The organism is Paenibacillus sp. MY03 (assembly GCF_002165585.1).
In the GTDB taxonomy this organism is placed as follows: Bacteria; Bacillota; Bacilli; order Paenibacillales; family Paenibacillaceae; genus Pristimantibacillus; species Pristimantibacillus agaridevorans.
The window spans coordinates 699,081-712,019 of record NZ_MXQD01000004.1; the positions used below are offsets into that span (position 1 = coordinate 699,081).

Here is a 12,939-nt window from a genome sequence, read left to right on the forward strand (position 1 = left end):
CCGCTCCCGTTATTTCGTGCCTTCCTCCAGATAAAAAGGATAGACCTGGTTAAAGAGATTGTTCGTCGATCTTACTGTATAGCTAACCTCGAGCAGCACGCGGCCGTTCATGGATGGATCGGGCTGCGCCTTCACTTCGATATCCTTTATGCGGGGCTCCCAATCGCGGATCGCTTCCCTTACATCACTTGCGATGAGCTGCATCGACATATCGTCCATCGTGCCGAACACGAAGTCCTTGAGCCCGCAGCCGAAGTCGGGACGCATAAGCCGCTCGCCCTTCGAAGTGCGAATGATGATGCGGATGGCCTCCTTGATGTCCTCTTCGCCTTCCGACATCATAATCCGCCCCGTCGTTTTGTCCACCTGAACGGGGAACTTCCAGCCCTTCCCCAGAAATGGCGCAGACATGACGAACTCCCCCTTCGACTAAATCAATTTAATAACGTTTAAAAAGGTTCGGTTTTCAGTACCGAGAAGATTGGATGAAACTAGAACCTGAGGAGCGGAGCATAGCAGCGCTATGTGAGCACCCGCAATGTTTCCGGGAGGAAACAGCTATGCTTAGGTTCGGCAACCTCGGGCCCCGCGAAAGTAATCGGAATTGGCATCGAAGCTTCCCTTCACTTTCGTGGGTATCAGGAAATATTCGACGTCGAGTACGCTTCCTGGAATGCTTCGTAATGGAAAGCGAACCTAGTTGATTTTGACCATGGAGCCTTTGATGTTGATCATCCCATCCGACTTGATGTCGAGCATGCCGGATGCTTTGAGAGACAAGGTTGCCGACGCTTCGACCTTCACCTGCGCCGCCTTGACCTCCAGTGTTGATGTGCCGCTTATTGTCACGTTTCCGCTCGATGTTATTTCTACTTTCGATGTGCCCGACTTTACGGTTACCTTCTTCCCATTTTCGTCCAGCATCAGCGAATTTTGTTTATCCGCCGTTTCGGCCTTGACGCTGCCGTCCTTGTCGGACAGCAGAACGGTATGGCCCTTTTTGGTTTTGATCGTGATTGTGCCCTCGCCCGACTTGTCGTTGAACTCGATCACATGGCCGGTTTTTGTTTTGATCATGCTGATGTCGTTGTTATCGTCGCCTGGCGGCGGCTTGTCCTTGCCGTTCCACAATGAGCCCACCACGACGGGCTGGTCGAGACGTCCCATCAAGAAAGCGACAAGCACCTCGTCATCTACTTCCGGGATGAAATAAGATCCCTTGCCATTCCCGCCTGACATAGAAGCGACCCTTACCCAATCCGTCTCCAGCTCGCCTTCGCGATGCGGGAATTTCAGCTTGACTCGGCCAAGCTTATCCGGATCCTTGTTATTCGTCACGATTGCATTCCATACGCCGGATAATTGCTCGGAAGGCATCGATCGCTGCTGAAGATCGAAGAAACCGGGATACATCGATCTCATAATGCGTTCCCCTCCGCTTCGAATTGAATGGCATAACCGTCCAATGAGTCCAACCGATGAACAACTCTGGTCAACATGAGATTGCGATTTAAAGCGGAGCCGATCCCCGAAATGGCAATCAATTCGCCGGGTATAAGCTCCGGAAAACCGATGCAGCTGCCTTGCCCGCGGATCAAATCACGCGACAGCCTGTTCAACAACGCCGTTGCAAGATGTCTTGCCTCATCGAGCGTCGTTACGCCCGTATAGACCGTCTCCGCCTTCTGTGAAGACAATGTCTTGGCAAGACTGGGACCGCTCTTTGTGCCGCTGATAACCGTAATCGGAGTAGATTTCCCTTCCACCGACTGCTTCGTCTTCGTATCGAATCCTCTCACCTTTACCTCGGAGGTCTGCCCGCTGACATCTGCCGTGAAGGTAAATTCACGCAAGCTGAGGCCATACTTCAACTCGATGAGCGGCGTACCGCTCGTCTTTCGTTTGCGGAAGTGCAGCTTGCTCCCCGTAACATGGAAGAGATAGTCGTTATCCTGGGCGAGCGACTGGACAAAATGGTAGTCGCTGATGCCAATCTGTTCGATCGTCGTTTTTTTTACGGTAAGCGCATCAACATCGGCTGTAAGTCCATATTCGGAAGCTATTGTTCTGACGACGTCGCTGTCCTTCATTTCTTTCCATACCTTGGATTTGGACGATTTCATCATGAGGAACGAACGGTCCATCGCGGTCACCGTCACAATCGGGCTGCCGCTGGCCGGATAATCGACCGTAAAGCCGGTGATGATACCGTCGAATACCTGGCCTTTCTTGTCCGCATACCCTAGCTTTACGATCAAAGTTTTGCCCGGAGCAATTTTGGTATTTACCCATTGGAGATGGCTTGTGCTCCACTCGTAGGCATTCGTAATGCTAAAGCGGACGATGTCTGCTTTCGCATCCGTAGACAAGTCGACCTCTACCCAACCAATCGCCATATTATCGAGGCGCGCGGCCTGGCCTTCGATCAACAGGTCGGCTTCCGGCGATCTGAAGTTCCCGTATTTGCTTTCTAGATCGCTCATTTTATGCGTAGGCATACCACTCACTCCAGTCTGGGAATCGTCAAGTTTCTGCCTGCCGCCAGCAATCTCGGATTGTCAATGCCATTCGCCTCGGCGATATGCCGCCATTTGCCTGAATCCTCGTATTCCTCGGCCGCGATGCTCCACAGCTGATCGCCTTGCTTAACCGTCTTTCGTTTCGTTCGATCAGCCGATTGCCTCGGAATTTCTTTGTATTGCTCCTTCATCGTCTGGGTGCTCCGCATCTCGACGTCAAGCGTAGCCCGAACCGGCTTTCCCGATTCCAAAAACATGGTGAAACGCTGCGTAATGGATACGATTACTCCCTTGAAATTAAGCGAGCCCCAAACAAATCGGCATTCCGGAGGGGCGTGCAGGTCGGAATCAACATCAAGAATGCTTACGATCTTGGACGTATGCTCACGCACATCCGTCCCCAGCTCATAGGTATCGAAAAACAAGTTTAAACTCAGCGTCGACGCATTTCCTCCGACGAATTGAGTAGTTGGAGACTGCAAACCGGGCACATCATTATCAGGATAGTTGTTGCTTGCAGTCAACTCGTATTCCGTGGGGTTGAACAACACGTCAACGGTTTCGGTATCGTTGCTCTTATAGATCATGAACTGCGCTTTGGTTAAAGCCATCGTCCGTCCTCCTCAACCGTCGTTTATATACGGTACCGCTCCCGATCTTCTCGGTTCGGTTTCCTTATTTAATATCCGTTTCGACGCTGCTCGAGCTTCATCTTCCTCTCGAGCGCCTTATATACGCGGTCTGCGATGGCTTCGGGATTTAATTGAGGCAGCTTCATAATCATCCGTTGCAGCTTCTCCGGCTCCAGCTCGCGAGGGGCATCCACCTTGATCTGTCTGGACGCCTCAGCGGGCTGCTGGGGTGCTGAGCGATGCGTCAGTCCAAGCGGAGAACCATTATGCGCGCTCGCTCCGAAGGCTGGCTGCTGGGATTCCAGACCAGCTTCGTTGAGTGCCGGCCGATTATAAGCCAAAGAAGAAAATGTCCCCGGATTGGTGCTGGAAATCTGCCGAACCGTTCGATCATGATCGCCGCGTATTGCCGACGCCGTAAATTGTCTGCCAATCAACGGAGAACGTTTACTCTCGGCAGTACGTCGTGCTATTGCAGGGGTCAAGGATAATCTGCCTCTGCTGCTCATCGATGTTGAAACCGAATCCTGTCCCGTGCTCCCGGCCCTTTGTACGATTGCCGCCGAGCCCAAAGCCGAATTAGATATCGTCGCAGATTCCCTGTTTGTCAATCCGGATGTCGCGGGAGCCGAATTGCGCGCAGACTCCTTCTGGCTTGTTCGCTGTGCGACGGTTAGCGGCTGGGAAATTACAGGCCCAACATGGGCAATGGTTCTCCCTTGCTCGCGTGTACTTTCCGCGAGGGCCGTTTTCCCGGGACGAACAACTCTGGCCGTATGCTGCCGACGGTCCTCCCGAGAGCTTTCGGCACTGCGCTGAACCAATGCCCCCTGCTTCGGCAAGGAGGGGGAAGCCCCTTGCTTATTAAGCTCTGCGTGCTTCGCCGCTGCCAATGATCGCTGTGCGGCAGAAGCGATTAGTGAACGTTTTTCTACCGAAGGGGCAAGGGACGGTCGTCTTCTGCCTATAAGCATCCCCCGCGCCATTGGGCTGGTGGATGAAGCCGTCTGCCCTGTATGGCCTTGCTCAGCCAAGCGCATCATTCGGGCACCAAAGGTTTCCGGCAGTTGACGGAGAACTAAGCCGGAGGGCCCATATGCCGCAGCTTGCCCCGGCATATGTCTGCGAGAGTAGGTTCCGCTCCGCTGCTGAACGTTCGCCCTCCGTGAGGGAGCCGCATTTTCAGGAACATGCAGGGGTGAAGTCTCATGATCGTTGCTTCTACTCGCCTGTGCAACCGTAGTCCCCGTTGTCCGGTGGCTGCGATTTGCCTCTTGCCTGTTGGGGGCAACGGCCGGACTGCTAACAGCCGAAGCTTTTTTTTCTGTATCGCGATTTGCTATGTTGCGCCGCAGAACGAGCGGTCCGCTTAGCCGCGGAAAGCCCGCTTGCGCTTGCAACTTGTTCACCAACGCCGAAGGTTGCTGTCGCTGGATGCGCCGTACCGCCGAATCCCGGTTCCAGAAGAGGCGATGGATTCGCCCCGTCGTAAGAGGACTCTTAAGTCCTTCTTCCATGAGCTCCGCCGAGGTCCCCGCCTTCAGCGCCCGTCTTACCAACAGCGGCGCCGATGGCTGCGCCGTGTTATTTCTGGACCTTCCGGTTACCAGCTGGTTGGATAAGTTCGCTTGCTTCTGATCGCCGATCCTGTCTCGTCTTGCTTCATAGGATGCGCTCCCGTGCGAATTCACCGGTGCAGCCTCCCGCTCCTGGCTGCTTACTGAGCCCGGCCGTTTCTGGGATCCGGTCCCGGATACATTAAGCGCTCCTGACTCAGAATTCCGACGTCTCGCATTTAGCAGCTCAGGGAAGCGTCGCCCGGCATTTACGCCTGCAGACGTTCTGTGATGTTTTAGCGCCGTTAGCAATATAGGACCAGCATTGTCCATTCGGAACTCAGTTCCGGTCAGAGCTTTCAGACGAGTTCTTGACGATTCTTCCACAGGAGAGAAAGCTGGAGAGTTCCTCTTGCGAGGCGAACTCTCTGTACTACTTGCCACATCTGCATCTTCAACTTGGCGATGGACGAGCTTCTTGGCCTGAATTGGCGGCTTCGCTGATCCACCAGCTGATTGGGCCCGCTCCGGTAACGAATCCGGCGAATTCGTTGGATTCGCCGGATTCCAATCTCTGATTAGACGACTGTTGCGATGGCTTTTGTTGTTTCTGGAAAACTTGTTTTGATTCGGGTTGGCGACTGTCTTCGAAGGGCCGCTGCGGACAGTCGAGGCGTTAGTTCCTTGCTGCCGCAATCCTTTGCCGCCTTTATTCGCAGGATTTTGAAGTTCAGCCTTTGAGTCAGGTACCAGTTGCCGTTGCACGCTTGACGTTATCACCTGGTCCGGTCCTGCAGAAGAGTTAGATTGTTTATGCACCAAATTCGGCGTTTGACGACGCCCCTTCGTCTTGATTGAGGAGTTGCCGCTGGAGGGAAGCTTCTCTCCACGATCACTGACTGCCTCGTTGTTCTGCGGATTGCGATCCGATCGTTTCTGTTGCCGTTTCGCTGTCTGCTTTTTGTCCACGGTCAGCTCCTCGGATTGAACGGGCTGTAATTCCGGAACGGCAGAATCCGCTTTGCGGCGCTTCGTACCGGTCTTTTTCGTCTGTAAAATTTGCTCCGCATGGTCAGCGCGCCGCTCCGCTTCCTTGGCCTTGGACGTTGCGACTTGCGACGACCGGGCAGCTTGATTGGCGGCTTCCACAGCTTCCGTCGCACGGCGTTTCGCAGCAGCTTCTCTGCGTCCAGCCCGTTGTTCCGTCTCCTTGACCTTGTCCTCGGCAGCCTTCGCGGATTGTAAAGACTTGCGTACCGAATCGGCGGCTTCCGCCGTTCGGCGTTTCAAGTTTTCTTCCGCTCGCTCAGCCTTTTGTTTCGATCGTTTTGCCTTGTTCACAGCAGCTTGCGCTGTTGTATTTGCTTGACGTACTGACTGATCAGCATCAAAGATTCGGCGCTTCGGAGACAGCTCGGCGCGAGTTTCCCGCTTGGTCGTTTCTTCGCGCTTGGCATGCATCAACGGGGCTTTTTTGGCGGCTACATAGGATGCAGCCGCAACAATGCCGCCATCCTTCTTCTCGCGCTGCGCTTGCCGTCCGGAAGCCGGAGTGGTACTCGCTTCGACGGAAGCGATAATGCTCCGGAGTCTCTCTATGAACGGGCTTTGCCGTACGAGCTTGCCCATTCCCTTATGTAATCCTGTTGCCAGCGTTGTTGCTGCGGGCCGGGTGCCGCTATATGGATCCTCTCGCCGCGAGCTGGAAGCCTGCTGCTTCATCGATGTTGCGGCGCCAGGGGATTGTCGATCATGAGGGGATGCTTCCAATCGGACCGGCGCGGCCATGGCTTGCGCTCTAACCGTCCGTTGATTATCTATGATTTTTACGATTTCGCGAACAATGATCGTTTTATGCTCGACTCTGACTTTCTCGCGTTCTATAATCCGGTCGGTCTTTCTTTCCTCCGGCTTGCGTCTTGCTCTCGGATCCTCTGCTCGAGGAGGCGTCACATGAATATGAATCCGCTGTTGCACCGCCGCTTGCTCGCCCTTGGGCTTGGCATGCAGCATCGGGATGCTGGTATATTGGCTTCGGCCGCCACCCGGACGATGCTTGTTAAGAATACTCCCGGCGAATGCCTGGACGGAAGCCGCGGTATCGGCTGCCTTGCGTTGCTTAGGCGCCTTGCTCCTATCCATGTGGCGCATCCTCCTTCAATTCAGGATATTAATGGTAGTTATCTGCCGAATTCACCCTGAAGCCCCGAATGAATAATCTCGAGCGACTCCACGGCCACATCGCTTGAAGCCGCATTGAGCTGCGGTCCGCTCCATCGAACCGGATAGGCGTCGTAGAAATTCCAGCGTCCGAACTCCTTGCCATCCGACTGCTGCAGAACGACCGAACCCGACTTGCGGACTGCTTTACCGTTCTTGGCACTCTCATACCAGTTCCAGAGCACGGGCGACTTCGTAATGCCTCGCTTAAGCACGAGATTGGGATATCGAATGCCCTTGGGCAGCTTATGCACGTAACCGTTTAATCCGCCTTCCCGGTATTCCTCGACTTCCGTCTCCGCCTCGAGACCGGATACCTCCGAAAATCCGGCAACATATATGCCATCCAGCTCCACCCAAAAATGAAACGAGCTCGCGAGCCGGTGAATCCGGTTCACTCCGGGCACCTTGAATGCTGCCATAACGTTTTCACCTCTTCCCGAACACGTCGAAGACGTTCTTCTTATCGCCGTCGTCGTTCATCTTGCGGTTAATTCTGGATATCTCGTCGCACCATCTGCGCCGCTCCGCATGCTCCATATTCATAATGTCGTCATGCGTCCAGTGGAAATAGTAGGCGATGAAGCCGACCTCCTCATACAGCCGATCGACAGGATAGGCTAGGAGAGGGCTTCCGTTAAGGACAAAAAATCGATCGCGACCTCGTGCTCGTGATCACACTTCGGACATACCGCAAGCACCTTCGGGCTTTCCAGATCATTGATCTGACGATAAAGGTTTTGCAAGTACGCGAGATCGGCCGTAAAAAGCTTCTCGATCAACCTTGTGTCCACGTGTTTCACGTCGCCAAGCCTTGTTACGACCCGCGCCATAAGAATGACGGCCAAATAACTAGGATTGGATTGAACCCTTGGATCCTTCATCGGCAAGATTTCGTCGGCAGCCGTCGCGAGACGCATCGTACCGCGTCTGTGCAGGTTGCCTTGATCGTCCACGTAACCGCGCGGCAATTCAAAGTCGTACTCCGTCTGAAACGCCATCTCTTCATCTCTCCATTATTTAAAGGTAATTCAAAAAGTTCGCTTTCCATTACGAAGTCATCCAAGAAGCTTATTCGACGTCGAATATTGAATGCAACCGAACCTAAGCATATGCTTACGAAGTATGTTTCCTCCGGAAACATTGCAGGTGCTCACGTAGCTTCCACTACGCTCCGCTCCTCAGGTTCTAGTTGCCTCCAATCTTCTCGGTACTGAAAACCGAACTTTTTGAATTTGATTCCAATTTAAAATGCGGAAAACAAGGGGCGCCTAGACGTCGCGACGCCGGAGGCCGGCCCTTGTTTGTCCGGTGTAGGCTCCGCCCACCTCAAACTTAATGACAGGGGGAGCCGCATTATAGGATCTAAGCCGTTCTCAGCAAGCCCTCGTGCGCGAACTCCAGCGCCTCGATAGCGACTTCGGCGCCAAGACCGTTAAACGATGGTGCGGTGTAGCGCATAGGCCATGCTTCGATAACTTGCCAAGTCGCAACGTCGTTGCCTTCTTCGTCAAGCGCGATGATGGTGATCGTCTTGCGTTCGATGGTGCCTTCCATACATTCCTGGATCCATTCGTACAGCTCCATGGATTCCGTCGTGCCCCACTTCAACGTAATGTTGCCATACTTGGTCAGACCCGGCAGCTTGCGAGGCGTCGTCAATTCGTTGCCTTCGCGGTATTCGATGACGTCCAGCGATGCGTCGAATCCCGTTACCTCGTTAAAGCCGGCTTGCTCCAGGCCTTCTACCTCGACCCGGTATCTAAAATTGCGATATGGATCCGTGCGATCTCCTGCCATGGGAATCCCCTTCCGTTATTCGGTATTAAAAATGAATCTATTATTCCGATCCCGTCTTCTGAGTCATGCGGAACACGACAAACTCCGCAGGCTTAACGGGAGCTACGCCGATTACGCAGATCAGTCTGCCGCTGTCGATGTCATCCTGCGTCATCGTGTCGCGTCCGATGTTGATGTAAAACGCTTCCGATGGACTGGTGCCCGCCAGCGCGCCGTCGCGCCATACACGCGTCAGGAACGCGTCGATCGTACGTTGAACGCGAGCCCACAGCTGCTCGGTGTTCGGTTCGAAGACGACCCAGTTCGAGCCGTTTTTGATGGAGCTCTCCAGGAAGATAAAGAGACGGCGAACGTTAATATATTTCCAGATCGGGTTGGAAGAGCAAGTACGGGCTCCCCATACGCGGATGCCTTGGCCCGTAAAAGCGCGGATCAAGTTGACGCCGGCCGGATTCAGAACATCCTGCTCGCCGTTATTGTATTGAACATCCAATCCCACTACGCCGCGAAGCGTCTCGTTGGCAGGAGCCTTCTGCACGCCTCGAGTCGAATCGGAACGGGAGTAGACACCGGCGATCGTGCCGGATGGAGGGATAAAGATGTTGCGCTTGTCGAGCGGATCGAACACTTGCAGCCACGGGTTGTACAATGCGCAGTAGCTGGAGTCGAACAGATCGCGGTGAGCCAGCACGTCTTGAACTTTCGTCGCTTCGCGCGGAAGATCCAAAATGGCAAAGCGGCTGCCCAGCGATTCGCAGTGCGCAACGAGCGACAGCTGCACGTTAGGATCCGTAACGCCGGGAATAGCCATGATGCTGACTACGTCATTGTCGATAAACGATTGAATGCCCGTTCTGCGGCCAGGACCTTCGTCCACGCCAATGAAGTCAGCCGGGGACAAGCTGGATGCAGAGCCGTCGCTGCCGCCCGCGAGCGCGAACGAATACGATTCGCCGCCTGCGGAGCCTGCGATCAGCGCATAAGGAGCATCTGCGGAGGAAGCCGCAACAACGTTGAGGTCTACCAGATTGGAGCGTCCAACAAGCTTTTCGACGTAGTTCGGAGCTTCAGGGTTAAGAGACGCTTTTTCGTAAGTCTCGCTTTCCGTGCCGTAGGCTACTTGAAGGGTGAATTCCGAAGTCGCGATGACCTTGGAAGGGACGAGCGAAGTGTCCGTTACGTCTCCGCTCAGGGCGGACGCCAGCTCAATTACGCCGTCGTGAACCGATACGACCGTATTGCCTTGCTTGGATGCGCCGTCCGTAAAAACGACTACATCGCCCGGATAGAAGGCGGATGCGTTTTTCACGCGGTAGCGGTTGCCGTCCAGCTCTTCATAGATTTGAGTCTTCGCTTTGCTGGCAGGAACGAACGACAGGCGAATCTGATTGCCCCATGCGCCTGGATTTTTGGCCGTTACGGACAAAACCTCTCCGCCTCCCGAAGCGGCTTTCGCGTCCTCTGAAGCAACCCGCATCACGTAACAACGGGAACCCCCATTCATGAAGAATTGATTGACAGCGTACGCCAGGTAACGGTAAGTGCCGAAAGCGCTCTCCGACAGGTAAGAGCCGAACGCCCTAGCAAAGTCGGCAGGACTTGTGATTAGCAGCGGAAGTCCGGATACCGGCCCCCGTGCCGCTAGTCCGATAAAGCCGGCCGTACTGGTGCTTACTCCTTCGAGCGGTTTAGCGCCGCTTTCGAATTCTTCCACGTAAACGCCTGGCGATAAATACTCAGCCATGTGTGATCTCCTCTCAAACGATATATGTATTGGCATTCGGCGGGGACTTTAGGTCCTCTGCCACCCCAAGACCGAAGATGGCCTGAATGCAGGGACCGTTGGTCCCACAGGCGTATGACTGAACGTGATGCGTGCAGGCATTTGTAGAAAAGCAGCAGACGAACAAGCATAGGTCGGCCAGGCCTGGCATCGCCCATGCGTCTTGCATCCTATTACGAATGTCGTCATTTCTAGCAAGTCCATTTCATATTATACTTGTAATACGTCCATATGACTACGTAAATTTGATCATATTTTGTGAGAAAACAACTAAAGTTGTCACATCGTAGAGTGTTCTGTCAGTTCCTTGCGAATGATAGATGAACCGTCTCGGGATTTCGTTATCTCCGCGACAGGCAAAGCACGGCGATATCGTCCGATTGCGGTGCGCCGTCGGCAAACATAAAGACGTCCATGAGCAGGGCGTCTATGATTTCCGCGCTGGAATAATCCTTCGTGAGAGACAGGAATCGCTCCAGCCTGTTCGTCGAATATTGCTCCTGAGCGCCGTTCTCCGCTTCCGTTATCCCGTCCGTATAGACGACCAGACGATCCCCCTTGTCAAGCTGAAGCGACACGTTGGTATATTCGAACTCGGGAAATGAGCCGAGAGGAATCCCCTTCTTAAGCTTGACCGGCATAACAGTGCCGTCTGCTTTGACGATATAAGGCGTGCAATGTCCGCCGTCGCATAATACGATTTCTCCCGTATCGATCTGGAGCACGCCGCATACGATCGTAGCGAACAACTGGGCGTCGTCGGCGCAGAGCATGTCATTTACCTTCCCGAGCAATTCGCCCGGAGTCAGTCCCGCCCGCATGCTTCCCTTGATCAGCGACAACGTCATCGCCATAAAGAGGGCTGCGGGAATCCCTTTGTCCGATACGTCGCCAAGCGTGAAGAACAGGTGGCGGTCGTCGATTTTGTAGAAGTTGTAGAAGTCCCCTCCGACTTCCTTGGCCGACTTCAGCAAGGCGCATACATCGAACGGTTCATTGGAAGAAGGCATTGTAGTCGGCAAGAAGCTGAGTTGTATGCTGCCCGCAATCTGCAGCTCGCTCTCCAGTCGTTCCCTTAAGGAGGATACCGTCTGGAGCTCGCCCACGGATTCCTCCAGCGCCTCGTACCGATTGGCATTGTCCATGGCCAGCGCAAGCGGTCTCGCGAACCGGGACAACAACTCACCTCTTGCTCCTGCCCCGGCATCCCTTCCGCCAGTCCATTGCAGCGACCCGATACGTTTGCCGTCCGCTTCGATCGGGATCGCGCCACCGCCCTCCATTGGTACATTCGCATGTGTATCAGCAGTTGTATCGCCATACGTGACCGATACCGCCGACTCTCCGGCTCCCGCCAGCTCGCGGGCAGCCGCTTCCGCCGTTTGCAGCAGCTCGGATCTTCGCAGCGACGAATGGAGTCCCGAGCTAAGCTCGAACAGCTTCTCGGCAGCCTTTAATCTCGCGGCAAGACGGCGATTGACAATGGCTGCACAGATGGCTGCGCCGACGCCAGCCGCCCCGATGACCAAATAAATTACTGACAAGATAAGTTCCGCCTTTCGTGCTGTCGCATTGACGCAGTCCCGTTACGCACCGGCCTGCAGCTTCGCCAGCGCTTCTTCCTTCGTCCCCGCGATTTCCAGAATGCTCGTAAAGCCCGACATCTCGAACACGTCGTATACCTGCTCCGCCAGATTCGCGCAGATCATGCGCCCCTTGGAGGCCCTCAGCTTCTTGGCCGCTACCAAAACGACCCGCAGCCCGGCGCTGCTGATGTACTGCAATTCCGAGAAGTCAAAGACGAATGTTCCCTTGCCTTCCGCGAACAGCCCTAGAAATACGCCCTCCGCCACGCCCGCGTTGTTTCCGTCCAGCCTTCCCTCAAGCGGAATAATCGTTACTCCGCCAATCTCTTCTACTTGAATATTCATGATGTCATACCTCCCGATTTATTGCTTCGACCATCTCTTGCGAAGTCGTACCTGATTCATCCCGTCCGCGAATTGGTAATGCACTTCGTCCATCAACCGCTTTACAAAAAAAATGCCGAGTCCGCCGATCGGCCTGTCATCGACATCCATCTCCAGCAGATCAAGCGGATCAGGATCCTTAAACGGGTCAAACGGATTGCCTCGATCGGCCAGCGTAATCTCCACCTCATCCTTGGAGGCTCTGAGACCAACCTCGATAAAACCTTCGCTGCCAACAGGATAGCCATAGTTGACGATGTTTACCACCAGCTCCTCGCATGCAAGCGACAGATCCAGCACGGCACGCGGAGACCAGTCGAGCTCTGCGCCGATTGCTTCAAGTTCTTCGTTTAATCGCATGAGCTCCTGCATATCGTTGCGCAATTGGAGCGAGCGGTCAACCGTATAATGCGGTTCATTGGACATTCACGAACCTCCGATTTCTCCGGGAGACATCTC

Annotated in this window: 13 protein-coding genes; all 13 read right to left on the reverse strand. The window is 54.4% G+C overall.

Going from position 1 to position 12,939, the window contains the following annotated elements; all coding sequences use genetic code 11:
• Positions 1–9: 9 nt before the first annotated feature.
• Positions 10–411, reverse strand: coding sequence for a GPW/gp25 family protein (locus B1748_RS05440; RefSeq protein ID WP_087566826.1), 402 nt, complete (start codon positions 409–411; stop codon positions 10–12).
• A gap of 285 nt (positions 412–696) precedes the next feature.
• Positions 697–1,422 (reverse strand): phage baseplate assembly protein V, encoded by a 726-nt coding sequence (locus B1748_RS05445; protein ID WP_218781614.1) that lies wholly within the window; start codon positions 1,420–1,422, stop codon positions 697–699.
• Positions 1,419–2,498, reverse strand: coding sequence for a phage late control D family protein (locus B1748_RS05450; protein ID WP_087566827.1), 1,080 nt, complete (start codon positions 2,496–2,498; stop codon positions 1,419–1,421). The genes B1748_RS05445 and B1748_RS05450 overlap by 4 nt, the downstream gene beginning before the upstream one ends.
• A gap of 5 nt (positions 2,499–2,503) precedes the next feature.
• Entirely contained in the window at positions 2,504–3,130 is a 627-nt protein-coding gene (locus tag B1748_RS05455) for a CIS tube protein (protein ID WP_087566828.1), read from the reverse strand.
• Between the two features lie 68 nt (positions 3,131–3,198).
• Positions 3,199–6,849, reverse strand: a complete 3,651-nt coding sequence (locus tag B1748_RS05460; RefSeq protein WP_087566829.1) for a hypothetical protein — start codon at positions 6,847–6,849, stop codon at positions 3,199–3,201.
• Positions 6,850–6,887: 38 nt separating this feature from the next.
• A complete protein-coding gene (locus B1748_RS05465) occupies positions 6,888–7,349 on the reverse strand; it encodes a phage tail protein (RefSeq protein WP_087566830.1) in 462 nt (153 codons plus the stop codon).
• A gap of 7 nt (positions 7,350–7,356) precedes the next feature.
• Entirely contained in the window at positions 7,357–7,530 is a 174-nt protein-coding gene (locus tag B1748_RS37930; protein WP_087566831.1) for a DUF6760 family protein, read from the reverse strand.
• 17 nt (positions 7,531–7,547) lie between these two features.
• Complete coding sequence (locus B1748_RS05475) at positions 7,548–7,928, reverse strand: hypothetical protein (RefSeq protein ID WP_087566832.1); 381 nt, start codon at positions 7,926–7,928, stop codon at positions 7,548–7,550.
• A 364-nt stretch (positions 7,929–8,292) separates the two neighbouring features.
• Positions 8,293–8,727 carry a phage tail protein gene (locus tag B1748_RS05480; RefSeq protein ID WP_087566833.1) on the reverse strand — a complete coding sequence of 145 codons (435 nt, stop codon included), beginning with the start codon at positions 8,725–8,727 and terminating at the stop codon, positions 8,293–8,295.
• Between the two features lie 40 nt (positions 8,728–8,767).
• Positions 8,768–10,471 (reverse strand): phage tail sheath subtilisin-like domain-containing protein, encoded by a 1,704-nt coding sequence (locus B1748_RS05485; protein WP_087566834.1) that lies wholly within the window; start codon positions 10,469–10,471, stop codon positions 8,768–8,770.
• Positions 10,472–10,851: 380 nt separating this feature from the next.
• Positions 10,852–12,054 (reverse strand): PP2C family protein-serine/threonine phosphatase, encoded by a 1,203-nt coding sequence (locus tag B1748_RS05490; protein ID WP_087566835.1) that lies wholly within the window; start codon positions 12,052–12,054, stop codon positions 10,852–10,854.
• A gap of 42 nt (positions 12,055–12,096) precedes the next feature.
• Positions 12,097–12,441 carry an STAS domain-containing protein gene (locus B1748_RS05495; RefSeq protein ID WP_087566836.1) on the reverse strand — a complete coding sequence of 115 codons (345 nt, stop codon included), beginning with the start codon at positions 12,439–12,441 and terminating at the stop codon, positions 12,097–12,099.
• Between the two features lie 18 nt (positions 12,442–12,459).
• On the reverse strand, positions 12,460–12,906 hold the full coding sequence (locus tag B1748_RS05500) for an ATP-binding protein (protein ID WP_087566837.1): 447 nt from the start codon (positions 12,904–12,906) through the stop codon (positions 12,460–12,462).
• Positions 12,907–12,939 lie beyond the last annotated feature (33 nt).